Source organism: Candidatus Poriferisodalis sp., assembly GCF_965237655.1.
GTDB lineage: Bacteria > Actinomycetota > Acidimicrobiia > Acidimicrobiales > Poriferisodalaceae > Poriferisodalis.
Genome location: NZ_CBDEGB010000002.1, coordinates 1,622,140 through 1,645,696 on the forward strand (window position 1 = coordinate 1,622,140; position 23,557 = coordinate 1,645,696).

The 23,557-nt window shown below is 66.1% G+C and carries 19 protein-coding genes and 2 pseudogenes; 8 read left to right on the forward strand and 13 right to left on the reverse strand.

What is annotated here, in order from left to right:
* Positions 1-72: 72 nt before the first annotated feature.
* The 6 genes from ACPXYO_RS15580 to ACPXYO_RS15605 form a co-directional block, all read right to left on the reverse strand.
* Positions 73-1,239: a choice-of-anchor R domain-containing protein gene (locus ACPXYO_RS15580; RefSeq protein WP_423922414.1), complete on the reverse strand. Its 1,167-nt coding sequence runs from the start codon at positions 1,237-1,239 to the stop codon at positions 73-75.
* 22 nt (positions 1,240-1,261) lie between these two features.
* A complete protein-coding gene (locus ACPXYO_RS15585; RefSeq protein ID WP_423922417.1) occupies positions 1,262-2,116 on the reverse strand; it encodes a hypothetical protein in 855 nt (284 codons plus the stop codon).
* Entirely contained in the window at positions 2,041-2,583 is a 543-nt protein-coding gene (locus ACPXYO_RS15590; RefSeq protein ID WP_423922419.1) for a choice-of-anchor R domain-containing protein, read from the reverse strand. The genes ACPXYO_RS15585 and ACPXYO_RS15590 overlap by 76 nt, the downstream gene beginning before the upstream one ends.
* Positions 2,580-3,617 (reverse strand): choice-of-anchor R domain-containing protein, encoded by a 1,038-nt coding sequence (locus ACPXYO_RS15595; protein WP_423922422.1) that lies wholly within the window; start codon positions 3,615-3,617, stop codon positions 2,580-2,582. The genes ACPXYO_RS15590 and ACPXYO_RS15595 overlap by 4 nt, the downstream gene beginning before the upstream one ends.
* 30 nt (positions 3,618-3,647) lie before the next feature.
* The gene (locus ACPXYO_RS15600) at positions 3,648-5,702 is read right to left on the reverse strand and encodes a choice-of-anchor R domain-containing protein (protein ID WP_423922425.1); all 2,055 of its coding nucleotides are present in this window, start codon (positions 5,700-5,702) and stop codon (positions 3,648-3,650) included.
* Positions 5,703-6,020: 318 nt separating this feature from the next.
* Entirely contained in the window at positions 6,021-6,491 is a 471-nt protein-coding gene (locus tag ACPXYO_RS15605; RefSeq protein WP_423922428.1) for an SRPBCC family protein, read from the reverse strand.
* A 158-nt stretch (positions 6,492-6,649) separates the two neighbouring features.
* Between ACPXYO_RS15605 and ACPXYO_RS15610 the strand changes: the two genes are divergently transcribed.
* The 5 genes and pseudogenes from ACPXYO_RS15610 (at position 6,650) to ACPXYO_RS15630 (ending at position 13,384) form a co-directional block, all read left to right on the forward strand.
* Positions 6,650-7,549 (forward strand): SCO6745 family protein, encoded by a 900-nt coding sequence (locus ACPXYO_RS15610; RefSeq protein ID WP_423922431.1) that lies wholly within the window; start codon positions 6,650-6,652, stop codon positions 7,547-7,549.
* 6 nt (positions 7,550-7,555) lie between these two features.
* Positions 7,556-9,367: pseudogene (locus ACPXYO_RS15615) on the forward strand (glutamine--tRNA ligase/YqeY domain fusion protein); the annotation flags it as partial.
* A gap of 257 nt (positions 9,368-9,624) precedes the next feature.
* Positions 9,625-10,356 (forward strand): SDR family oxidoreductase, encoded by a 732-nt coding sequence (locus ACPXYO_RS15620; RefSeq protein WP_423923889.1) that lies wholly within the window; start codon positions 9,625-9,627, stop codon positions 10,354-10,356.
* Between the two features lie 157 nt (positions 10,357-10,513).
* Positions 10,514-11,833: an IS1380 family transposase gene (locus ACPXYO_RS15625; RefSeq protein ID WP_423922434.1), complete on the forward strand. Its 1,320-nt coding sequence runs from the start codon at positions 10,514-10,516 to the stop codon at positions 11,831-11,833.
* Between the two features lie 260 nt (positions 11,834-12,093).
* Positions 12,094-13,384: pseudogene (locus tag ACPXYO_RS15630) on the forward strand (IS256 family transposase).
* On the opposite strand, the gene ACPXYO_RS15635 reads toward ACPXYO_RS15630, so the two are convergent.
* The gene (locus ACPXYO_RS15635; protein WP_423922436.1) at positions 13,341-14,258 is read right to left on the reverse strand and encodes an IS5 family transposase; all 918 of its coding nucleotides are present in this window, start codon (positions 14,256-14,258) and stop codon (positions 13,341-13,343) included. The pseudogene ACPXYO_RS15630 and the gene ACPXYO_RS15635 overlap by 44 nt on opposite strands.
* A 401-nt stretch (positions 14,259-14,659) precedes the next feature.
* Here ACPXYO_RS15635 and ACPXYO_RS15640 point away from each other — a divergent pair, with 401 nt between their 5' ends.
* Together ACPXYO_RS15640 and ACPXYO_RS15645 are read left to right on the forward strand one after the other, a co-directional pair.
* On the forward strand, positions 14,660-16,495 hold the full coding sequence (locus tag ACPXYO_RS15640) for a DUF222 domain-containing protein (protein WP_423922439.1): 1,836 nt from the start codon (positions 14,660-14,662) through the stop codon (positions 16,493-16,495).
* Between the two features lie 206 nt (positions 16,496-16,701).
* Entirely contained in the window at positions 16,702-17,589 is an 888-nt protein-coding gene (locus tag ACPXYO_RS15645) for a TIGR03619 family F420-dependent LLM class oxidoreductase (RefSeq protein ID WP_423922442.1), read from the forward strand.
* Between the two features lie 228 nt (positions 17,590-17,817).
* Here ACPXYO_RS15645 and ACPXYO_RS15650 read toward each other — a convergent pair whose 3' ends face one another.
* The 6 genes from ACPXYO_RS15650 to ACPXYO_RS15675 all read right to left on the reverse strand — a co-directional run bounded on the left by ACPXYO_RS15650 (position 17,818) and on the right by ACPXYO_RS15675 (position 23,012).
* Positions 17,818-19,029 (reverse strand): thiolase family protein, encoded by a 1,212-nt coding sequence (locus tag ACPXYO_RS15650; protein WP_423922444.1) that lies wholly within the window; start codon positions 19,027-19,029, stop codon positions 17,818-17,820.
* A gap of 151 nt (positions 19,030-19,180) precedes the next feature.
* Entirely contained in the window at positions 19,181-19,564 is a 384-nt protein-coding gene (locus tag ACPXYO_RS15655) for a Zn-ribbon domain-containing OB-fold protein (protein WP_423923891.1), read from the reverse strand.
* A gap of 164 nt (positions 19,565-19,728) precedes the next feature.
* Positions 19,729-20,412, reverse strand: a complete 684-nt coding sequence (locus ACPXYO_RS15660) for a nitroreductase family protein (RefSeq protein WP_423922447.1) — start codon at positions 20,410-20,412, stop codon at positions 19,729-19,731.
* Positions 20,413-20,458: 46 nt separating this feature from the next.
* Positions 20,459-21,124: a hypothetical protein gene (locus tag ACPXYO_RS15665; RefSeq protein WP_423922450.1), complete on the reverse strand. Its 666-nt coding sequence runs from the start codon at positions 21,122-21,124 to the stop codon at positions 20,459-20,461.
* A 147-nt stretch (positions 21,125-21,271) separates the two neighbouring features.
* On the reverse strand, positions 21,272-21,766 hold the full coding sequence (locus ACPXYO_RS15670; RefSeq protein ID WP_420623800.1) for a proteasome activator: 495 nt from the start codon (positions 21,764-21,766) through the stop codon (positions 21,272-21,274).
* Between the two features lie 112 nt (positions 21,767-21,878).
* Positions 21,879-23,012: an alkaline phosphatase family protein gene (locus ACPXYO_RS15675; protein ID WP_423922454.1), complete on the reverse strand. Its 1,134-nt coding sequence runs from the start codon at positions 23,010-23,012 to the stop codon at positions 21,879-21,881.
* Between the two features lie 47 nt (positions 23,013-23,059).
* Between ACPXYO_RS15675 and ACPXYO_RS15680 the strand changes: the two genes are divergently transcribed.
* Positions 23,060-23,512 (forward strand): RrF2 family transcriptional regulator, encoded by a 453-nt coding sequence (locus ACPXYO_RS15680; protein WP_419553195.1) that lies wholly within the window; start codon positions 23,060-23,062, stop codon positions 23,510-23,512.
* The last annotated feature ends 45 nt before the right edge of the window (positions 23,513-23,557 follow it).

Here is a 23,557-nt window from a genome sequence, read left to right on the forward strand (position 1 = left end):
GATGGTGGGCGCTCCTGTGGGCGAGTTGTTCTCAGGCTCGGTATCAGTCTCCGTGTCGGTCTCGGTGGTCTGTTACGAGATTCCTCCGGTCACCTTTATCTTGAAGCTGGCCGTCTCGTCGTAGGCGGTCCAAGTCCGAGCGTCAGAACTGACGGCGAGGTAATAGGACACATCGGCTATTGACCAGCCTTGCGCACTGCCGGGGTCTTCTTCGGTGGCGGCTGTGTCCTCGGTGGGATAGGTCTGGGGAATGAGTGCGAACGCGTCGGTTCCGCTCGGATCGGCCCATTCGATGACGACGAAGTAGGTGGTCTCGGTTGCCAGTTGCGGGCAGGAGCCTTCACCTGTGGGCGCTTCGAAGGCGATCACGCCTGGTGCGGTGAAGGTTGACGGGTTGGTCAAGGTGCAGTGCGCGTCGCCCGGCTCGCCGTCGCTGGCGACGCTGTTGATCGTCACCCCGAGGTGGTCCCCCACAGTCGACGCGTCAAAAAAGTGCGAGATCTGGATGCCGACAGAACCCAGGGCCCAGCCGTCGGTGTTGGTGCCCGTGGTGGTGTTGGTGCCCGTGGTGAATGCCTGAGCAAACCCTGACCGAGCGGTGCTGAGCGGGCGCATGATTCCCACGGTGGGGTTGACGCCCAAGTTGGCGACCAGCAACTGCGGCGTGTGTTCGTCGTTGCCTGCGTCCTGCGTCGGGGTGCTGGTCACAGTCTCGCTGTCGGCGGGGACACCTGTGTCCAGTGTGTTGGCTGGCAGAGCGTCGATGTCGGCAGTGAGGACGATGCGCACACGAATGACTTGGCCGTCCTGCCAGTCGACGTCCAAGTCGTTCCATTTGAAGCTGCTCGCACCCGAACTGTCCTGCGGGAACTCCAAAGACAGGTCGCCGACCTGGAGGGTGTAGTCCGCGGCGTCGGGAACGTCCTGGTCGAATGCCAGGCGAAGATCGCGGCCCGTTATGTAGGACCAAAGCCATTTGATCTGCAGGTCCCCGCTCCCGCCTGCATTGGAGAACAGATCCGCGCTGGCCGCGCCGATCGAGACGCTGCTGTATTCGGTCACCGTCATGTCGGCCGACCAGAGCGGCTCCGCGGGCTCTCCCGCGTCCGCAGGCGCCGACCACAAGGCCACGCCCACCAGCACCACCGCCCCCAAGCTGCTCAAAGACCGGCCCCGAGGAGACAGGCCAACGAGCGCCTTCCCTGCAAGGGTGGGGCCGCTCGAATTGATGCGTTTCATCGACATCATCTCTCACCGACCTCTACTCGCCGACGACCGTGAAGATCGGCGAAATCGCATACAGCGGCCTGTATCCATCGATGCTGCCGGTGACGTACCCCGAATCGACATCGACGGCGCCAACAGGAGCGTTATTGGCCGCCGGATCCCTCGGTGTGCCCACGGCGACCAAATTGTCCGCACCCATGGGGTACAGCGGATGCGCGACTCCAGAGGCGTCGCACCCGGTCCAGACCATGGCGTTCTCGTGGAAGTAGGCGGAGTTCCCGGTGACATAGGCGCCGTACTCGGTGTTGTCCCACTCGGCGCTGTAGAAGCCGGTGTAGCTGCTGGCGATCAGGGTGGGGCGATTCTGCCAGCCGCCGTCCAGCCAGTGGATCGGCACCCCGGCGCCCGTCATCTCGGTGTTCGTCACCGCGTCGGCCCCAGCGGTGCAGACCACTGCCCTGAACTCATCGGCGACCCTCTGGATGACCGGATCGGTGTACGGCTTGGCTGCTGTATCCCGTTCAGTGAGGCCTTCGGCTTCAAACTGGACGAATTTGTTGTAATCGTTGATGTTCCCCGAGGTGGGAAGCGTTCCGCGATGTGTGACGAAGAGCACCCTGAACTGGTACCCCACCTCGACGTCCTGCGGTATGTGGAGCCAGCTCTTGGTCACCGGGTGACCGCCGGGCACGAATGGGGCCTTATCCTTGACCACGGTGTACACCGCGATCTCCAACGAATTGCCGCCTGGGTCCTCGGACAGGCTGCTCAGGTCGGCGCCCAGGTAGTACGCGTTCGCGATGCTGGTGTCTGTCAGCGCGCCCGTGTCCTCGCTGTCGCTCGAGGTCCGATGCAACCTGTGCCAGGTGCCGCTGTTGTAGCGCCACACCAGCACATAAGACGTGTCCTGCGCCAGATGCGTTCCCGGCGGCGCCTCAAAAAGCTGTGGCCCGCCGCGTATTGGGTGGGGCTGACGAGGTCGAACAGCTTCGCGCCCGGCTTCCCGCCCGAATCGGCGTGCACGGCCGCCGACACCGACACCGAATCGTCAGGAACTTGGGCGTTGCTGTTGCTGTTGGAGCCTTCGATGTTGACGCCGATGCCCTGCAGCCGGTACCCGAACTCGTTCGAACCGGTCGCGAAGCCCTGCGACAACACCCTATTGGTGGCGCCGCCGACGGAAACGTAGCCGTTGTCGGTCTGGCCCAGGTTCTGCACCATCGCGTCGAGCGGCTCGCCGAAAACGGCCATCAGCATTGAGGTGCCTGCATAATCCCCAGTAGTGCTGTCGAGGGTCACGCCCGGCGCCGTCGGCGTGTCCTCGGCAGTGGATGTAGTGCCAAAATGGCGGCTCAACGTGACCCCCCCATGCGGTCCACCGACTTGATGTCCTGAAAGAACTCGTATGAGTCGCTTCCTGCCACGGTTGCGCCCTGGGGAGCCGTCCATTCGTTTATGCCGTCTATCTGACGTGTATTGGTCATGCTGAACAGCTCGTCAGTTCCGTCGAGCAGGTCCCACGGGTTGGTAAAGAGCCCCTTGCGTGCTGAGTTGTCCCCGCTGAAGGACACACCGCGGATGAGGTAGCGATCCGCTGCTCCGACAGTGATTCCGACACCGAGCTCGTCGCCGATCGAGACGATTTCTTGCTCGTCGGAGACTTGCGCGTAGGTCGAAGCCAGGATGCCGCTTTGCCGCTTCGAGCCCTTGACGGCCAGGCGCAGCACGCCGGAGCGCGAGTCCACGCTGTTCCCGAGCGTCGCTCCCGTCTCGTCGCCCGCATCCTCATCGTCAGAAGTCGTCTCCTTGATCGACAGCGACGACCCGAAATCCGACAGAACGATGAAGTAGTCGACGTTCTGGTACGCGAACGCCCCTGCGGGAGCCGTGAACGTGTTCAGGCCGACCTTGAAGGAGTCCGCGTCCTCAAAGTCGAACAGCTTGGTTGTCGCACCTCCGGAGCCGGGCCGCCCAGGAGCGTGGCCCATCCACAGCGACACGGTCAGACTGGACGGCACCGCGGCCAACTCGATCGAGACGCTGGAGATCTCGTAGCCCTGGCCGTGATCGCCCAACTCGAACCCCATGGCGTACCGCCGGGTGATCATCGCCGTGGCCGACGCCGACTGGCCCGTGTTGGCGACCAGCGTCGACGCGAACAGCGACGGCGCCGGTCTGGCGAGCGGGTCGAACGGCAGGCTGGTCACAGTCTCGAAGGTGCCGACGTTGTCGAAGAACGACACCTGCACCTTGATCAGCTTGCCGACATCAGCGTCGACACGCCGGTAGCGGGCCGAGCCGACGCCCACCACGATCTCGGTGTCGCCGTCGACCCGGATCCACCGGTAGGAGAAATCGTGCAGGATGCCCGTCGAAACCTGGGAATCCACAATGGAGATCCCGTCGGGGTCGCCAATACGCTAAGTGTCCACAGCCAAGACGCCGGCGTCCTCCGCGGAAGCCAGCACGGTCGGCGCGCAGGTGGCAGTTCTCGGGGCTCTGCCGTACACCGCCATTTCCAACACATCGCTGCCCGTGTCCACGGCCAGGTTGTCCAAGTCGACACCTTGATAGAACGCATTCGCCATGCTGAAACCGGTCAGCGCGCCCGAGCCCTCGCTATGGCTCGAGGTCTTCCGCAACCTGTGCACGGTGCCGCCGAGGTGGCTCCACACCACCACATAAGAGGTACTCGGCGCCAGCGTCGTTCCCGGCGGCGCCTCAAAAAAGCTGTGACCCGCCCCGAACAGACCGGGACTGACAAGGTCGAACAGCTTCGCGCCCGGCTTGCCGCCCGAATCGGCGTGCACAGCCACCGACACCGACAACGGCCCGTCAGGGAACTTGCTGTCGGAGCCTTCGATGTTGACGCCGATGCCCTGCAACGGGTAGCCGTCCGAGTCGGGACCGGTCGTGAACCCCTGCGTCAACGCCTTAACGGTGGCGCTGCCGACGCCGCGGTAGCCGTCGTCGGTCTGGCCCAGGTTCTGCACCATCGCGTAGAGCGGCACGCCGAGAACGGCCAGCAGCGGATTGCCGCCGCCGGAGCCGACTTCAATAGCCCCGTGTAGTGAGAGGGTCACGCCCGGCGCCGTCGGCGCGTCATAGCCATCGGCTGCGGTGCCAAATATGCGGGTTAAGACGCCGCCCAATCTCGTGCGGGAACCAAGATAATCGAAGAAAGAGAGATCCTGCTTGAAGGTGTATGTCTTGCTGCTTCCTCCTACCACGGTTGCGCCTTGCGGAGCCGTCCATTCATTTATGCCGGCTACCTCACGTGTATTGATCAGCCTGAACAGCTTGGCGGCCGAGGAACTCGTGCCGTCGCGCAGGTCCCACGGGTTGAGAATGCCGCCGCCTGCTGGTGTTGAGTCGTCCGATCTCCAGGAAAAACCGCGGATGAGGTAGCGATCCGCTGCTCCGACACCCATGCGGAAACAGCATTCGTCGCCAACCGAGATGGTTTCTTGGTCTATTGAGTCAGCCACGTCTTGCGCGTAGGTCGAAACCAGGATGCCGCTGGCCCGCCTCCATCCCTCGACGGCCAGGCGCAGCACGCTGTCGCGCGAGCTGGAAGTACCCCAGCGTCCAGTCGAATTCAACGCTCGTACAAGCGCCTTGTCCCCGAGCTCGCCGCCCCCATGCTCACCGTCGGACGTCGTCTCCTTGATCGACAGCGAGGAGCCGAAATCCGACAGCACGATGTAGTAATGGACACTGGGGTACGCGAGCACGCCCGCCGGAGCCGTGAACTTGTTCATACCGACGACGAACGGGGACGGGTTCTCAAAGTCGAACAGCTTGGTTTCCGGGACCGAGCTTTGACTAGAATGGTCGCCGATCCACAGCGAGACGGTCAGACTGGACGGGACCGCCGCCAGCTCGATCGAGACGCTCGGCAGCGCGTAGCCTTGGCCGTGACTGCCCAACGTGAACTCCATGGCGTACTGCTGGGTGATATTCGCCGTGGCCGACGCCGGCCGGTCCGTGTTGCTGACCAGCGTCGTTGCGGGCCGCGACGGGCCTGCCGGTTCGGCGACCGGGCCGAACGGCAGGCTGGTCACAGTCTCCGAGTAGTTGTCCTGGTCCGTGAACGAGACTTGCACCTTGATCAGGTTGCCGATATCGGCGTCGACGAGCAGGTAGCTGGGTGAGTCGGCGCCGATATTGGTCTCGGTCCCGCCGTCGACCTGGATCCACTGGTAGGAGTAGACGAACTCGATGTTCGACCCCACGCTCCCGGAAAAGGGGAGCCCGTTCCCGTCGGCAATGCCCAAAGTGTCGGCAAACAGGATGGGGGCGCCTTCCGCGGAAGCCAGGATTACCGGCCGGCCGGTGGCGCCCTGGTTCGCGGGAGTCTGGGCGTGGGCGGGAGTCTGGGCGCTGGCAAACCAGAGGGCGTTCGCCAAGGCGGCAATGACCGCCAGCCCAATGAGCTGCAGCGGGAGCGTCGCAAGACGCCGGGAGGCGGTCACGACCTACCTCCCGCAAGCCGAGCGCCAAGGTCCGGGGGGGAGGTCAGCGTTTGCGTGGCACGTTCGAGCACATCGACCCTGCCGGTGGAGGTGCCCGGTGTTTCGTGCCGCTCGCCGGCTGCTTGGCGATGTGTCACATAGTCATGAGTGAATTTCACGAACTCATGAGTATATATGACGTTCTCTCGGTGACACGCCAGATGTACTGATCCCGCGCCATCAGAATGTCCTGATGGGGATCGGGGACTGGCAGCCCGCATCCTCCCTCAGGAGTCACCGCAACTCGCGCACCAGGTACAACGTTTCAGGTTGTCACCGCTAGGACTCGGCGGCGGCCTTGATGGCGGCAAGGGTTGCGGCCATGCCGGCACGGACATCATCGGCACGCGCCGCCAACTGCTCTGAGCTCAGCGATCGCAACGTCGGCGGCAGGGTCACGACATCCCAGATCTCGGTCAGCGACGTGCCGCCACCTTCATTGGGCGTCATGCGGTAGGTCCATCGCACATAGGGGCCTTCGGGATCCTCAGGGCGAGTCACCCACTCGAAGCACGCGCCCGGCTGGGCTGTGGTGACCGTGCACGGCACGCTCCACTCGCGTTCGCCGATGCGGTTGTGCCCTTCGAATGTGGAACCCTCGGCGCCTGGCGTGCCGCTGGTCCAATCTGCTCCGGCGTTCTCGGGGCTCCACTCCCCCATGCGCGGCACGTCGCAGACCAATCCGTACACAGTGTCGGGCGCAGCGGCGATTTCGACGGTGGCTTCGTGGTGCATTTGGTGAACGGTCATGGGCGAAACCGTAGTTCCGCACCCGTGCCTGCGAATGGTGCCGCCTGTGATGCGTCTTGGGCACTGCGGTCAGGCCCGCCGAGCCATACCATGGCGGCGACCGCGAGCGGTCCCACCCAGCCTGTACCGGCACGAGCGCACAGACACCAGGAGCGTCAATGGGCGAGATTCCACGCACCGAGGACCGACGCAGCCCGATCCGGCGCCTGGGCCGCACGGTCGAGCCGATCCACACGGTGGCCTACTACTCACCGGAGATCTACGGATTCAACGACGACGGTTTTAAGGGCTGGTGGCACGCCTACTTCGCATACCGCTCGGCCCCGATGGGCAGAGTCGGCGCCGCCACCGTGACGGCGGTCTTCTACAACTTCGCTCCCCGGATGGTCGAGCGAGCGATGCCAGGATGTTGGGACATCATGGAGCCCGACGCAGTTCGAGCCAGGCAGCTGGAGTTCACGACCGCCTCGATGCAACGGGCCTTGGGCGAGTATCCGGATCCCGGCGACATCTCAGCCGCAGCGTCCGCCCTGCGCAGTTTTGCGGGCGACCTGCCGACGGGCGCACGACCGCTCTACGCAGGGTGGGCCTCGGAACCGTGGCCCAGCGACAGCACCGGAGGCGGGGATGTCATGGACCTTTGGCACGGCTGCACGTTGCTGCGTGAATTCCGCTTCGACGGACACAACATTGCGCTCGCAGCCGGCAATCTGGATCCCGTCGAGTGCCACGTCATGATGACCACTGGTGGCCACGGAAACGGCGCCACCATCCAGAAGATCCGTGGCTGGAGCGCTGACGAGTGGACCGCAGCCTGCCAACGGCTCATCGACCGCGGCTGGATCACGGCCGACGGCGAGCAGACACCCGAAGGCAACGCCGCACGTCGAGCCGTCGAGCACGACACGGACCGGCTGTCTTGCGCTGCGGCCGACGCACTGCCAGCGGGCGATCTTGAGGCCCTCTTGGGCCGTCTCGAGCGCATCATGGGCTACCTGGTCGAGACCGGCATCGTCGCAGGCGTCTGGCCACCGCCGCACGTCACTGTCGCTGCCTGAGGAGCCGTGCCCTCCCGCTCTGCCGAGATCAGTCCTGAGCCAGACGACGGCAGCGGGCGCGACTTCATTCGCGATCTTGTCGTCGCGGACGTCGCCTCGGCGCGGTTCGCAGGAAGGGTGCAGACCCGATTTCCGCCGGAGCCGAACGGGTACCTCCACATCGGGCACGCCAAGGCCATCTGTCTCGACTTCACCGTCGCTTCCGAATTCGGCGGGCGCTGCGTCCTCCGCTTCGACGACACGAACCCGGCCACCGAGAGCCCCGAATACGTCGATGCCATCGTCTCCGACGTGAGGTGGCTCGGCTTCGAGCCCCACGAGATCCGTCACGCCTCGGACTACTTCGAGCAATTGTACGCATGGGCCGAGCTGCTGATCGAGCGAGGACTTGCCTACGTCGATGATCAGGACGCGGACGCCATCTCGGCTGGGCGCGGAGGATTCGGCCGCGCAGGCACGGAGAGCCCGTACCGCGACCGGCCGGTCACCGAGAACTTGCGCCTGTTCCGGGAGATGGCTGCTGGCCGGCATTCCGAGGGCAGCCGGGTGCTGCGCGCCCGCGTCGACATGCAGCACGAGAACATGCAGATGCGTGACCCGGTGATGTACCGCATCCGCCACGAACACCACTACCGCAGCGGCGACCGATGGTGCATCTACCCCACCTACGACTGGGCACACGGCCAAAGCGATGCCATCGAAGGCGTCACTCATTCGCTGTGCACGCTGGAGTTTCGAGACAACCGGGCGCTCTATGACTGGTACTTGGAGCACCTGCCGCTCGATGAGCTCGGCCATACCGGTGAGCGGCCCTACCAGACCGAGTTCGCCCGGCTGGAGCTGAACCGGACGATCACCTCCAAGCGGGTCCTGCGCCGGCTGGTGGAGGGCGGCCATGTGGACGGCTGGGGCGATCCCAGGCTGCCGACGCTGCGAGCCCTGCGGCGGCGCGGGTATCCCCCTGCAGCCATCCGAGAGTTCTGCGCCTCCATCGGGGTTGCGCGTACCAACAGCCGTCATGCTCCCGAACTGCTGGAATCGTTCGTGCGAACGGAGCTGAATGCCGTGGCGCCGCGCCGCATGGCCGTCCTGCGGCCGCTGAAGCTCGTCATCACCAACTGGCCTACCGATGACGACGGCGTGCCCGTCACCGAGTATCGGGAAGCCGTCAACAACCCTGAGGACCCCTCCGCCGGCACCCGGCAGGTGCCCTTCAACGGGACCTTGTGGATCGAGCAGGACGACTATCGCCTCGACGCGCCGCCGAAGTACTTCCGGCTCACGCCTGGTCGGGAGGTCCGGCTGCGGGCGGGCTACTTCGTGCGTTGCACCGACGCGGTGACCGACGACGAGGGCAATGTCACCGAGGTGCACTGCACCTATGATCCGCAGACCTCAGGCGGCCAGGCGCCGGACGGCCGAAGGGTCAAGGCCACCATTCACTGGGTCAGCGCACAGCACGCAGTGCCCATCACTGCCGCGCTGTATGAGCGGCTTTTCGATGCCGAACTGCCAGGTGACCGCACCGGTGATCCCCTCGACGACCTGCATCCGGACTCCCGCGAAGTTCTTGCCGGCGTCGCAGAGCCGGCAATCGCGGATATTGCTGCTGGCACCGTGGTGCAGTTCGAGCGACTCGGCTATTTCTGCGCCGACGGCCCCGGGTCGGAGAGCCCCGGGTCGGACGGCCCTGTGTTGGACGGCCCTGTGTTGGACGGCCCTGTGTCGGACAGCCCAGGGGCCTCGCTGTTCCACCGCACCGTCGGGCTGCGAGACGAGTGGGCGAACATCCAGAAGCGCCAGGCCCAAGCCGCCAAGCAGGGCGGCAAGCGGGGCTCCAAGGGCGGCGGCGAGCGAGGCGGCACTCAGCGCGGCCAACGGGGCGGCAGTCAGCGCGGCGAACGGGGCGGCAGTCAGGGCGGCGAACGGGGCGGCAGTCAGGGCGCAACAGAGGGCGGCGAGCAGCCGCAGAAGGAGGCCACGTGAACGCACCGCAAGCAGGCGAATCGGGAACTGCTCCAAATGACGCTGCTCCTGGCGATGCCGGCTCGAACGACGCCGGAACCCGTGACCGGGTGGCAATCATCACCGGAGGCGGCACCGGTGTCGGCAAGGCCTGCGCGCTGGCGCTCTCGGAGGCCGGCTGGAAGGTGGTCATCTGCGGCCGTCGCCGAGAGCTGCTCGACGAGGTGGTGGATCTGTGTGCGGATGAAGCACTCGCCGTCACCGCTGACGTCTCGGAACCGGACCAGGTCGATGCTCTGTTCGCAGGGACCACAGACCGGTTCGGCCGTGTCGACCTGCTGTTCAACAACGCCGGCATGGGCACCCGTCCCGTTCCGGTTGATGAACTGGCGGTCGCGGACTGGATGGCCACCGTCGGGGTGAATCTCACCGGCTCATGGCTGTGCGCCCGTGCGGCCTTCGCACAGATGAAGCGCCAGCGGCCCTCCGGCGGTCGCATCATCAACAACGGGTCTGTCTCAGCGCAAACCCCCCGCCCGCATTCGTCCCCCTACTCAGCGACGAAACACGCCATCACAGGGCTGACCAAAGCACTGTCGCTGGACGGACGCTCCCACGGCATCACCGTCGGGCAGATCGACATTGGCAACGCCGAATCGCCCCTGACCGCGGCCATGGCCACCGGCGTCCCCCAGGCCGACGGGAGCATCCGGGCCGAACCGCTGATGGATGTCGACCACGTGGCCCGCGCCGTCCTCTACATGGCGGAGCTGCCGGCCGACACCAACGTCCTGACGATGACGGTGATGGCCAACGGAATGCCCCTAGTCGGCCGCGGCTGAGAACGTCAACGGGCACACCTGTCCGCGTGGCACTTAGCCTGAATCTACCGGTGTGGTGGGTGTGCGGGGGTGGCCGCGTCCGCGAAAAAGGCCTCCTGATCTGCGACGATTGTGATGTCGATATTCACGTTCGTCTCAAAAACAGGAGGCACTTTTTGTGTCTGCATCGTCGCGCAGTCTGGACCGGTTCGCAACGACCTTTGACCATGAGGGCCTGGTGGCCAACGCGGGCCTGATCGTGGCGGGCACGCTGATGGCCCGTTTGGGTCTGCTGGCGCTGATCGAGCGGTGGGTGCGCACCGGTTCCGCGAACCCGGGCCCCAAGATCGCCAATTTGGTCGCCGCGATGGTCGCGGGCGCCACTCACATCGATCACGTCGAGATGCTGCGCGCCGGGCGCACCGGTGCGGTACTGGGGTTCACGCCGGTGGCGCCGTCCACGGTGGGGTCGTTCTTGCGGACCTTCACGTTCGGTCACGTCCGCCAGCTCGAAGCGGTGCTGTCGCGCACCCTGGCGCGGGCGTGGCGGCTGGGAGCGGGCCCCGGCGCCGAGCCGCTGGTGGTCGATGTGGACTCCACGATCTGCGAGGTCCACGGCAAGCAAAAGCACGGCGCCGCGTACGGCTACACCAAAGCGCTGGGCTATCACCCGCTGCTGGCCGCACGCGCCGACACCGGCGAGGTGCTCGCCGCCCGCATGCGCAAAGGCTCCGCCGGGTCAGCGCGAGGTGTGCTGCGCTTCGTCGACGAACTCGTGGCCAATCTCAGGCGCGCCGGCGCTTCGGGGCCGCTCACGGTGCGCGCCGACTCGGGGTTCTGGTCCTGGAAACTGATCGACCGTCTCGACGCCCACGGCGCCAAGTGGTCGATCACCGTCACGCTCGGATCCGCTGTTCGCGCAGCGATCGAAGCGATCCCCGATACTGCGTGGGCCGACATCGACTACACCGACGGCGGCCACGCCCAGGTCGCCGAGACGGCCTATGTCACCGGCGGCGGCACCACCAAGCGCCGCAAACGCACCGTTCGTCTCGTGGTGCGCCGCACCCGCCTCGCCGAGGGCGCCCAGCGACGGCTGTGGCCCCACTGGCGGCACCACGCGTTCATCACCAACACCGAGCACCGCACCGTCGCCGCGGACGAGTTCCACCGCGGCCACGCCGTCGTCGAGCTCGCCATCCGCGACCTCAAAGAAGGCTCCGGCCTCGAACACGTCCCCTCAGGCCACTACGGCGCGAACTGCGCATGGCTCACCTGCGCCGCCCTCGCCCACAACATCGGCCACTGGAGCGCCGCCCTCGCCGCCGCGCCGCCAGCCACGAACCGCTGCCGCCGCACACGCCTCGTCGCCCTCGCCGCCGTGCTCGTCAACCGCTCGGGCACACCCACCCTGCGATACCCCGCCCGCTGGCCCTGGGCAACACAATTCCAAGCCACCCTCACAGCCCTGCGAGCCCTGCCCGGACCCTCGGGCTGACCCGCACCCCCCGGAATTGACGCCCCCACACAAACCCAGCGTCAACACAACCCAAAACGACCCCGACACCTAGCCCCACACGACCCCGACCCGGCATCAACCCAGCCACCCACACCCGCGCCAACACCCAATCGGTGGATTCAGGCTTAGAGGATGAGCGGATAGGTGGGTCAGTGGGGTTGCCAGGGGACTGTCCGGAATTTTGTGTATCGGGCGTGGTCTGAGGGTCCGCAGCTGTGTGCTGTGGGCCGGGAAGGATCATGTCTGTGACTGATCAGAATCTGTCCGCGTTGCCGGCTAGCGACGCTGCCGGCGAGGCGGCGATGAAGGACTGGGCCGAGCATCTGGTGGCCAGGGCGCGTGCTGAGGGCGTGGAGCTGACCGGCGACGGGGGGCTGCTGACGGGTCTGGTGCGCCAGGTGCTCCAGACCGGCCTGGAGGTCGAGATGGCCGAGCATCTGGGCTACGAGCGTCATGCCCCCGAGGGACGCGGGACGCCGAACTCGCGCAACGGGTCGACGCCCAAACGCGTCAAGACCGAGATCGGCGAGGTCGATCTGGCGGTGCCTCGCGACCGAGAGGGCACGTTCGCGCCGGTGACGGTCCCCAAGCATCGGCGCCGGCTCGAGGGCCTGTCGGGGAACGTGATCTCGCTGTACGCGAAGGGCCTCACGACCGGCGAGATCCAGGCGCACCTGGCCGAGATCTATGACACGTCGGTGAGCCGGGAGACGATCTCGAAGATCACCGACGAGATCGTGGCCGACATGGCGGTGTGGCAGAACCGGCCCCTCGATCCGGTGTATCCGGTGCTGCTGATCGACGCGATCGTCGTGAAGGTCCGTGACTCCCAGGTCGCCAACCGGCCCGTGTATGTGGCCATCGGGGTCGATCTTCAAGGCGAGCGCGACGTTCTGGGGCTGTGGCTGGGCCCCGCCGGCGGGGAGGGCGCCAAGCAGTGGGCTGCGATGCTCACCGAGCTGCGAAACCGCGGCCTGGCCGACGCTTTGATCGTGTGCTGCGACGGTCTGCGGGGCCTCCCCGACGTCGATCCGGGCCACCTGGCCCGACGCCACGGTGCAGACCTGCGTTGTGCACATGGTCCGCAACAGCCTCCGCTACGCGTCAAAGAAGCACTGGGGCCAGATCACCAAGGCCATGCGCGAGATCTACACCGCGCCCACCGTCGCCGCCGCCGAGGCACGCTTCGAGGCGTTCGCCGACGACTGGGAGAACACCTACCCCGCCATGATCCGCTCCTGGCGCCACGCATGGGACGAGTTCGTGCCGTTCCTGGAGTTCCCGCCCGAGCTGCGCCGCGTCGTGTACACCACCAACGCCGTCGAGTCGCTCAACGCCAGATTCAGAAGAGCCGTGAGACACCGAGGGCACTTCCCCAACGAACAGGCCGCGATGAAGATCCTCTACCTTGTCGCCACCGCCCGACGCAAAACCGGAGGCAACCTGATCGGCAAGACCAACGGCTGGAAAACCATCCTCAACACACTCACCGTCCACTACGGCGACCGGATCGCCGACCACATCCGATGAACACCACCACAGCCAGATACACAAAAAATCTGACAGGCCCGTTGCCGCGGTCGTGGTGGTCGATGAGTTTGAGGGTGATGATCAAGGTGACGGCGAGGGCGAGCTGGGCTTGGCGGTGCTCGGGTCGGCGGTCGGTGTTGCGTCTGAGCTGCCCGTAGCCGGCGAGCCATGAGTTGGCGCGCTCGACATGCCAGCGCAGCCCCAGCGGGGCGGTGGCCGGCTCGGCAGGGCCGGCGCTGGGTTTGCGTTTGGGCGGCCGCGCCAAGTCGCAGATCCCGGCCGCGTCCGCGGCGGCGTCGACGCGGGCGCCCCAGTAGCCGCGGTCGAGGTGGATGGTGTCGATGTCGTGATGCAGTCCTTGTCGTTCGAGCTCGGCCATGGTGGGCTCGAACAGCATGATGTCGTTGCGGTTCGCGCCGTCCGCGCACCACGCGACCGGCACGCCTGCGGCGTCGACCGCGAGGGACCACTTCCAGCCCGATTTGCGTCTGTCGACAGGGCTTTTGCCGGTCCCGGGGCCGCCGCAGGGCGCCTTGTGGACGGACCCGTCGATGCACACATCACCGAGTCGCAGGCCCATGATGCGGTCCCATGCGGCGATCGCCTCGGCTGCGATCTGGTCGAAAACGCCCGCAGCGACCCACTCGTCGCGGCGTGACCGCAGCGTCGTGTCGGACACCGCGTTGTCCAACAGGATCTCCACGGACCGCCATGAGCAGCCCAATACCAGCCGCCAGATGATCCCCCGCAAACACAATCGGTCGCACACGCGGGGCCGGTGACAGCCCAACGGGTGACGATCCGGCGAGCGGGGCAAAAGCGGCTCGACTGCCGCCCAGATGACATCCACCACTGCCTTTGTCAGAGCGCGCATGATGAGCAGGCACCTCCACCATGTCGTCGGTTGGAACAGCAGCCCGCATCACAGCGGGCCCAACCCGACGACTGGTGGATGGTCGCCTATTCGCGCGGCCTCTTAGAGGCTTAGCGGATAGGCGGCAGTGCCCGGCAGCCCCGATGTCCTGGACTCTGCGCAGAAATGCCGCCACAGACGGCAAATTTGCACACAGACAGCGTGACAGCAACTTTCCGAGACGTCACCTATCCGCGCGGCCTCTTAGGACTCGAGCGAGTAGGCGCGGGAGGGCGCCTCGAACCGGCGGTCGCCCAGAGTCTGGCGTCGGTGGCGGCTGCGGAGCTCGTTGTCTGGTGGAAACTGCCGGGGGTGACCTTGGTTGAGTTTTCGTGTAACAGGGTGTGTTTACAGTCCATGTCATGAGGTTCACGGACATTCGCAGCGATTCGGCGGCCGGATCGGCGTCGGGTTCGATGCCATCGGGCGAGTCTGCAGCCGCCGTGCCGGCGGGAAGGTCGTTGCCGGCCGAGTCGGCGTCGCCGGTCGAACCTGTGCTGGCGGTGGGTGCGTCGCTGCGTGAGGCCGGGACGGTGCCGCCCGCCCATTCGACGCCACCAACTCTGGTACCCGCGTCGGGGCCGGTGTTGTCGGCGGGGTCGGTGCTGTCGGTGCTGCGCGGAGCGCGTGACGTAGTGGCGCGGGCGTCGCTGGTCCCGCTCGAGGGTGCATCCAGCGACACGCTCGCCCAGGTGGTCGAGCAGGCTGAACGGCTGCGCTCGGCCGCTCAGGCGATGCTGCTGAGCGCCACCGCCGCGCTGGAAGCCTCACAGGCAGGAGCGGGCCGCTCGGCGCTGCGCGAGCGGGCACGGCAGAGCAGCCGCAACGCCAAGCGCACCACACAAGACAGCGAACAGATCGCGCAGATGCCGAATGTGGCGCGCGGCCTCGCGGTGGGCGATCTCACCGTCGAGCATGCCGAGGTGCTCGCGGACGCGGCCCGACAGACCAGCCCCGATGCCGTCGACACCGCCGCGGACCTGCTCGGGACCGCCGCTGCGGTGCCGCCCGAGATTCTGCGCCGCGACGCCCGCGACTTCGTCGCCCGCTATGACCCCGACGCGGTGCGATCAGTGCTTGCGCGCCAACGCCGCGAACGCAGCGCCGCATTGTTCGTCGACCACACCAGCGGCATGGGAGTGCTCAACGCCCGCTTGGACCCGATCAGCTTCGCGTTGATCCAACAGGCAGTCGAGAACTACAAAAACGCCCTGTGGCGACAAGACGGCGGACGCGACGGCACACCCAACCAGATCCGCGACAACAAACAACGCCTCGCGGACGCCGTCTTCGAGATGCTCACCGACCGTAACGCTTTGGTCACCATCGACCACCCCACGGCCCCAACGCCACAGGCACAGCACCACTCCCCCAACAGCACCGACACCGACCCGGGCCGTGACATTGCCGATCCCGGGCGTACTGGCGATGCCCGACATGACCGCAGCGGCACAAGCGATGGCGAGCGCGACCGTGATGGCCGCGGCGAGCACGAACACCGCTGCGATGGCGACCACAGCCCGCAACGCAGCGATGCGACACCCCCCACACACAGCGAGACCGTGCCGGTCGGCGCCGCGGGCCGCTCGATCCAGCGCTGGCGGCCTGCCCAAGCACCCAACCAGCTCGTCATCGTCGCCGAGATCGGCGTCATCGACGGCACCACACCCCACGGACGATGTGAAGCCCTCGGCGTCGGGCCCGTACCGGCCGAGATCCTCAACAACCTCTCGCCCGACACACGCATCAGCGGCGCACTGTTCGACACCGCAGGCCAGCCGCTGTGGCTCGGGCGCAGCCGACGGCTCGCCACCGCAGCCCAACAGCTCGCCGTCGCCATACGCGACCGCGGCTGTGTTCTGTGCCGCGCCCCGATGCATCGCTGTGAGTACCACCACATTGACGAATGGAACGCCGACGGCGGCACCACAGACCCTCCCAACCTCGCAGCACTGTGCGACGACTGCCACAACGGCCTGCACGAACACAACCAGCGACTGCGTCGACACCCCACCACCGGCCGCTGGGACACCGAACCCCGCGGCGAACCCGACAGCACCGACGGGGCCATAAGGAACACGAGCCCGGCGAGACCCCGCAGCGAACCCGCCAGCGCAAACGGCGCCGCGGAGAACACCAGCCCGGCAAGGCCCCGCGGCGAACCCGACAGCACCGAGCGAGGAGGCAACCCGCCATGACCAAACCCCTGCGTCTCCAACGAACCCACAGCGGTTCAAACGGCCACATGAACGGCGACTTCGGCCGCAACCGCTACATCAAGTTCCAGTAACGGCACCCAAGGACCCGAGCGAGCAGGTGCCGGAGGACACCTTGAACCGGCGGTCGTCCAGAGTCTGGCGACGCCATCGGCCGCCTACCCGCGCGACTCCTTAGGCTGCGCGCCATGAAATTCGGGTACCTCACTGGCAATCATCACGGCGGCATCGACCCAGGCGATCTGGCCCAAGAGCTCGAAGAACGGGGCTACTACTCGGTCTGGTACCCCGAGCACACCCACATCCCGACCTCTCGCCAGAGCCCGTACCCCAATGGCGGGCAGCTGCCGGGGACCTATTTCCACATGATGGACCCGTTCGTTTCCATGGGTGTCGCGGCTGCGCGGACTTCGTCCATCAAGCTGGGCACGGGCATCTGCCTCATCCTGCAGCACGACCTCATCGACCTCGCTCGGACCGTGGCGTCGACCGATGTGCTGTCGGACGGGCGTGTCGTGCTCGGCATCGGCGTCGGTTGGAACTCCGAGGAACTGGCCGATCATCGACCCGACATGCCGTTCCGCCAGCGCTACGGCGCCATGCGCGAGCGTGTGGCTGCCATGCGGTCCATCTGGGGGAACGATCCGGTACCGGCCTTGGACGGCCGATGGGACAGCCACAGCGAGTCGTGGATCTACCCCAAGCCGGCGAATGGCTCGGTTCCGATCGCGCTCGGCAATGCGGGCCCACTCGGCATCGGGCACGCAGCGGAGTACGCAGATGAATGGTGTCCCATCGATGTCGGCGTGATGAACGTGACCGGCAAGCCCGACGTGGTCGGCGGCATCGAGCGATTCCGCCGACTCGCCGCCGAAGCAGGGCGCGACGACGCCGACGACATTCCCATCACGCTCTACATCTGGGGACGGCCGCGTCTGGACCGGCTCGAGTCCTACGCCGAAGCGGGAGTCAGCCAATTCGTGCTCACGCCGGTGAACTTCGACCTGCCCTCGGCAGACGAGACGCTGCAATACCTCGACGAGCTGACGCCCACGCTCGAAGCATTCAATAACTGAGACTCCCTACCGGGCCCGACGAAGTACGCTTGCCAAAGAGGCCAGCCTCAGCCGGGTGGTGGCCGAGTCCGAAAGGCGCTTCCCACCTGGAGAGGCTGGCCCTCGCGCGAACGTAGCGACGCACTCGTGCCGGAACCCAGTGAATTCCGCGCAGGCTTGAGCGCCGGTAGCTGACGGGCGCGTTCGGGCTAGAGGCCTGAGCGCCTGAATCCAATGGTCGCGCTGGGTCTAGAGGCCCGAGCGCTCCAGGATGTGGACGCCGCAGCTGGAGCCGAGGCCGATGACGTGGGCCAGACCGACCTTGGCATCGGGGACCTGACGGTCGCCGGCCTCGCCTCGGACGTGGGTGGCAACCTCGAACAGGTTGGCCACGCCGGTAGCGCCGATCGGGTGCCCTTTCGACAGCAGGCCGCCTGACACGTTGACGGGGATCTCGCCATCACGCCACGGACCACCCCGGTCGATCCACTCGCCGGCGCCGCCGGGCTCGCACAGGCGCAGGTTGTCGTAGTGACGCAGCTCGGCCGTCGCGAAGCAGTCATGCAGCTCCACGAGGTCAAGATCGGCTGGGTCGACGCCCGAGTCCTCGTAAGCAGCGTCGGCTGCATTGCGGGTCAGCGTGTTGACATCAGGCTGGACCTGGCAGCCCTCGGTCCAGGGATCTGAGGTCAGCACCGAAGCCGAGACCTTGACGGCGCGTCGTTGCTGCTCAAGTGGCAGCGTCCGCAGCTTCTCATCCGACACCAGCACCACTGCAGCAGAGCCGTCGCCGGTGGGGCAGCACATCAACAGCGTGTTCGGGTAGGCAATCACCTCAGAACCCATGACCTCTTCCAGCGTGAACGCCTTGCGGTACTGCGCCAGCGGGTTCAGCGTCGAGTGCTCGTGGTTCTTCTGAGCCACCTTGGCGAATTGCTCGAAACCCACGCCATCGTTCTCGTAGGCGTACTCCATGCCGGCCTGGGCAAACACGCCCGGCATCATGTTGGTGCCCAAGCGCCCCTCGACACCGACCACGGAGCCGAAGCGGCCCTTGCGCTCGAAGACGTTCTTGTCGGAGCGGGCGGCCCGATCGCCACCGAGCATGCCCATCTTGCCCATCTGCTCGACGCCCACAACAAGGCCCATCTGCGCCTCACCGGATTTGATCGCCATCATCACGGTGCGGACCGCCGTGGCGCCGGTAGCGCAGGCGTTGGCCACGTTGTAGACGGGAATGCCGGTCTGGCCGATCTGCTTCTGGAGGCGCTGTCCGACGCCGCCGTTGGCTTCGTAGAGGCAGCCCGCCGCCAGGACGTCCATGTCGGCCATGGTCACCCCGCCGTCGTCCAGTGCTCCCAGCGAGGCTTGCGCTGCAAGGTCGATCAGGTCTTTGTCGGCGTACCGGCCGAACTTGGTCATGGATGTGCCGAGAATCCAGACGGGGTCCTGATTGCTCATGGCTGCTCTCCTGTGATGAATGGCGGTGCTGTTGGTTGTCTGGGTCGAATGTTGTCTGTGTCGAATGTTGTCTGTGTCGAATGTTGTCTGTGTCGAATGCGGTCGCTATGCGGTCGGATCGGTGTCGCTATCAGCGGCCCTGCTGGAGCCCTCAGGCTGGCGAAGGCTCGTATCCAAAAGCAACGGCTTCGTTGCCTTCGTCGTCGGTAGTGGCCACGTAGGTTGCGAGGCGCACGCGCATCCCGAGGCTCACGTTCTCGGGCGTGGGTTCGACATTGACGATGTTGCTCTTCACGCGCCCGCCTCCGTCGAGATCGACCACCGCGGACACATACGGAGCCGGCACTCCCCGCGCAGCGCGGTGCACGATCGTGAACGCCCGCACCGCGCCCGTGTTGGCGAGCCGGGTCGTCGAAAACTCGCGAGCCCCGCACGCGGCACATGCATTCCGACGATCGAAGTAGGTGACCCCACAGGCATCGCAGACGTTGGCGACCAGGTGGGGGTCGTCGCCGAGCTGCAAGTACTCGACCATGGAGATTTGGTTCGGCGCAACTTGGTTCGGCGCAACTTCGTTCGGCGCAACTTGGTTCGGCGCAACTTCGTTCGGCGCGATTTGCTCGCCCACGTCAGCGTTCCTCCCAAGTCGAGGTGAGTGCAGGGGCCGGGCGCCGAGCAGGCACAGCGCCCCGCAGCAACTTACCAGTGCCCCAGCCAGTGGCCCCGATGAACCAGCGGGCGATCGACCGTCGCGTTCAACGCTTCGGGATCGGGTTCGTTCGCTTCGGCGAAGAGCGGACGCCGAGGTCTGTCCTGGCTCGCTGCGGGTCCGCTTGAGGCCTCAGCTGATCGATCAGGCCATCCCACAGCAACCACACCGACGGGTTCATGCGACGGCGGGACGCCGAGCGCCGCAGCAACTGCTTCGGCGTGTTCGAACATGCCGAAAAACAGCACTCCGAGACCTTCGTCTATCGCGGCGTACTGCAACGCCATCGCAGCGAAGCTCGCATCCACCGTCCAGAACGGCGTCGACCAGGCATCAGAGCCTTCGCCGAGCCCCGTGTGTGCCTTGTCGGACTCTGCGTAGCGCTCGACGTACGCTCCTGGGTCCGCCCAGACGGTGATCAGGACCGGGCAGGCGACCAAGCTGGCCCAACGAAAGCTGTCCCGACGATCTGCCGGCAGCGTCGCGTCCCAGTACCGAGCCGTCTGGGAGGCCCCGCTGAGCACGACGAAGTCGAAACCCTGCGAGTTGCCGGCCGATGGGACGCGCCGGGCCGCATCGAGGACCCGCGCCAGGAGCACATCGTCAACAGGGTCCGGCATGAAGTGCCGGGTCATCCGCCGTCGGCGGGCGAGTTCGCCGAAATTCCCGCTCACAGGACCAAGTGCTCAGCCCGCCCGGGACCCCAATGGGCCGGGAGCGCTACAGCAGTTTCGCGAGATCTTCCCGTGTGGCCCACCCGAAAGCGATCAGCGCGTCACCATTTGATGTGTCGAAGCCGTCAAACAGTGCGATCAACGCCGGATCAACCTTCTCGGGCCGTGGAGCGGTGTGGTTCAGCACGAACGAGGGCCCGCCGTCGCCATAGACCTTGAACTCTCGAGCCTTGTACTCGCCCTGAACCTCGAATCGCTTTGCGAGTCGCCGCCCCCAGGCGCGGTCCTCGCCGTTGGGCTCGTAGCCGGGACGTGGCACCACCCGACCCAGCGGCTTGAACGCCGTGAATGCAGCTGCGTCGGCCATCTGGGAGGCCACCAGCACGTCCTCGTCGGGGAACGCGAGCACGGCACGGCGAAGTTGATCGGTGACCATCGCACGCAGTGCGCTGTCACGACGGGCCGAGCGCCGTGTTGCACCGGCACCCATCAACACGGTGGGATCGCCGCCTACGCGTTCGAGTGTGCAATAGCCATATGCGGCGAGCTTGACGCCGTCTCGCACGTGGGTGACGAGCACCCAGGCATCCCGCTGCTTGGAGAGATGCCCGACATCGAAGTGAACGTTCTCACCCGTGACCAATTCGGCCATCTCGGAGATCTCGGCATCGCTGAGTGCGGTGCAGTCCTTTGTCTCAACCTCGAGCGCCATTTTGGTTATCGCCCCCTGTGGTGCTCGTTGACCGAACCCCAACGGCCGGCCAGACAAATCCTTCAGTGCTAGCTCAGTGCGCGGACGCGCCTCCTGCCACAGCGATGCAAGGCATGCGACAACCGTCGCCGACCGACCTCGCCCCGATCACAGATAGACACCGCCACGCTCTGCCGTCCTCGCTGGACCGGGCTGCTCGCCGGCTTCGAGGGCATTGCCACGCATACTGCGCAGTTGCCGCTCAGCCATCATCTGCTGCGCCGACACTGCAGCTTGGATGCCGTGGAACAATCCTTCGAGCCATCCCACCAGTTGGGCCTGAGCGATACGAAGCTCAGGGCCAGAGGGGATGTCCTCTTCGAACGGCAGCGCAATCCGGTTCAGCTCGTCAGCGAGCGGTTCGGACAGCGCCGTTGCCAGTTCCTCGACGGACAGGTGGTACACGTCGCGCATGCGATCGCGACCTGCTTCGTCGAGTTCCGCATGGCGGACCTCTTCGAGCAACTTGCGAATCATGCCGCCAATACGCATGAGCTTCGCCGGTTCCGGAACGAAGGGCTCGTCGTCGACGTCTTCCGTGAGAGGTCCGCTATTCAGCAGTTCACCCTGTTCTGGGTCTTGAACCGAATCGCCAACCACCATCGAAAGGCTATCTGGCGAGGGCGCGATCCCCGTCGGCGCAGGCTCAAGAAAGCCCCGTAGACACTGGGCACATGTCGCTTCAGAGCCAGCCAGCAGCCGGTTATGAGCCTGGCTACAACAGTGCGAAGGGCACCATCATTTCTTCTGAGGTCAAGCCCCCGTGCCGGCCGATCAGGCCATGATGCGGCTGGTCTTCATCGGGCATGGTGAAGGCCTGCAGGCCTCGGGGAACGAGCGCGACATCTCCGAGACGGCCCCTGGCCGCCTTCGAGACATGTTTGCCCAGCCAACGTTCGTCCAGCACTTGGCTCACGGGAGCGATCTCCGCGAGGGCGGCGTATCGGTCACACGCACCAGCGAGTTGAGGTTCCGCACCTGGGCGAGCGTGCAGCCACAGCATCCTGGCCTCACCCGACCAGCCGGTAGTGAGCTCGGTCACCTCAGGGTCGATCATGACGAGCGGTTCGAGCACTTCGACGAAGCCGTGGTCGGCCGTGACGATGAGCGGAGTGTCGCCAGGCAGTCCGGTGCGCAATTCAACGGCGAGGCGTTCCACCTCAGCGAGTGCAGCTCGATAGTGGTCGCCCAGTCCGAATTCGTGGGCGATCTTGTCGAGCGTGTCGTAGTACGCGAACACCAGCCGAAATCCCGCGGCAACTGCGCTCAAGACGCATTCGGCAATGTCGTTCGCTTCGCGCCAGCCCCAGAACGCACCGCCCCGCAGGTGAGCCATGGTGAATCCACTGTGGCGAAACTCCGCCCGCGTCACCACCGCCGCCGGCTGACCGCAGAAGGGCACGACGGGTTGCAGTTCGTCGGCTGGCAGCGCAGCGCGTACGTCGGTGCCGCCGGCGCGCCAGCGAAGAGCATTCAGTAGTCCCAGCGGCGTTGGCACCCGATACCCGACAAGGCCGTGTTCACTCGGCGCAGCACCGGTTGTGAGAGATGTCAGGGCCGTCGCAGTCGTGCTCGGCGCAACGGTGGTGATAGGTGGCGTGCGATCGCTAGCTGCTGCGAGCACCGGGGCCAGTGATCTGTTGCGGCGCAACTGATGCCATCCAAGACCGTCGACCACCAGCATGACCACGGTGGGAGCCGAAGCGACGGGATCGCCGATGAGTTCCGTCTCTACGCCGGCGAGGAGACCCGGCATCACCTCAGTGATGCAACGACCGCCGTAAGCGGGAAGGACACGCTCGAGTACCAGCGGCTCGCTGTCGATGGCGCTGCCGAGGGCACTGTCCATGGCGCCGACCCTAGGAGCACCCGCGGAGGCGGGGCTACGCTGCCACCGTGGCGGTCTCGACGCGGGGAGACTACGCAAGCCGCGCGTTGCTGTCCCTGGTCCTCAACGACAACGGCAGGCCGACGTCTGTGCGCGACATCGCGGAGCGCACCGGTTTGCCCCAGCCGTACCTAGAGCAGATCTTGCTGGCGCTCAAGGGGGCCGGGTTGGTCCGCTCCAAGCGCGGTGTCGGAGGTGGGTACGTGATGGCACGCGACCCTTCCGAGATCACGATCGGGATGATCGTTCGGGCCGTCGACGGCCCGATCGCCCTCGGCGATTTCGGCCAGCCCCATCAGGACGGCGCCTGTGACCACGAGGGGCAATGCGTGCTGCTCGCGATCTGGGACTCAGTCGGGCATCGCATGCGCGCCGAACTCGATTCCTACAGCCTCGCTGCTGTGGCAGAGGTGGCCCGCGGCCGCGCGCCGTGGCCCGGAATCGCCTTCGAGACGCCGTAGCGACTCAGTTCGCCGGCTGATTTCGCCGGCTGATTTCGCCCGTTC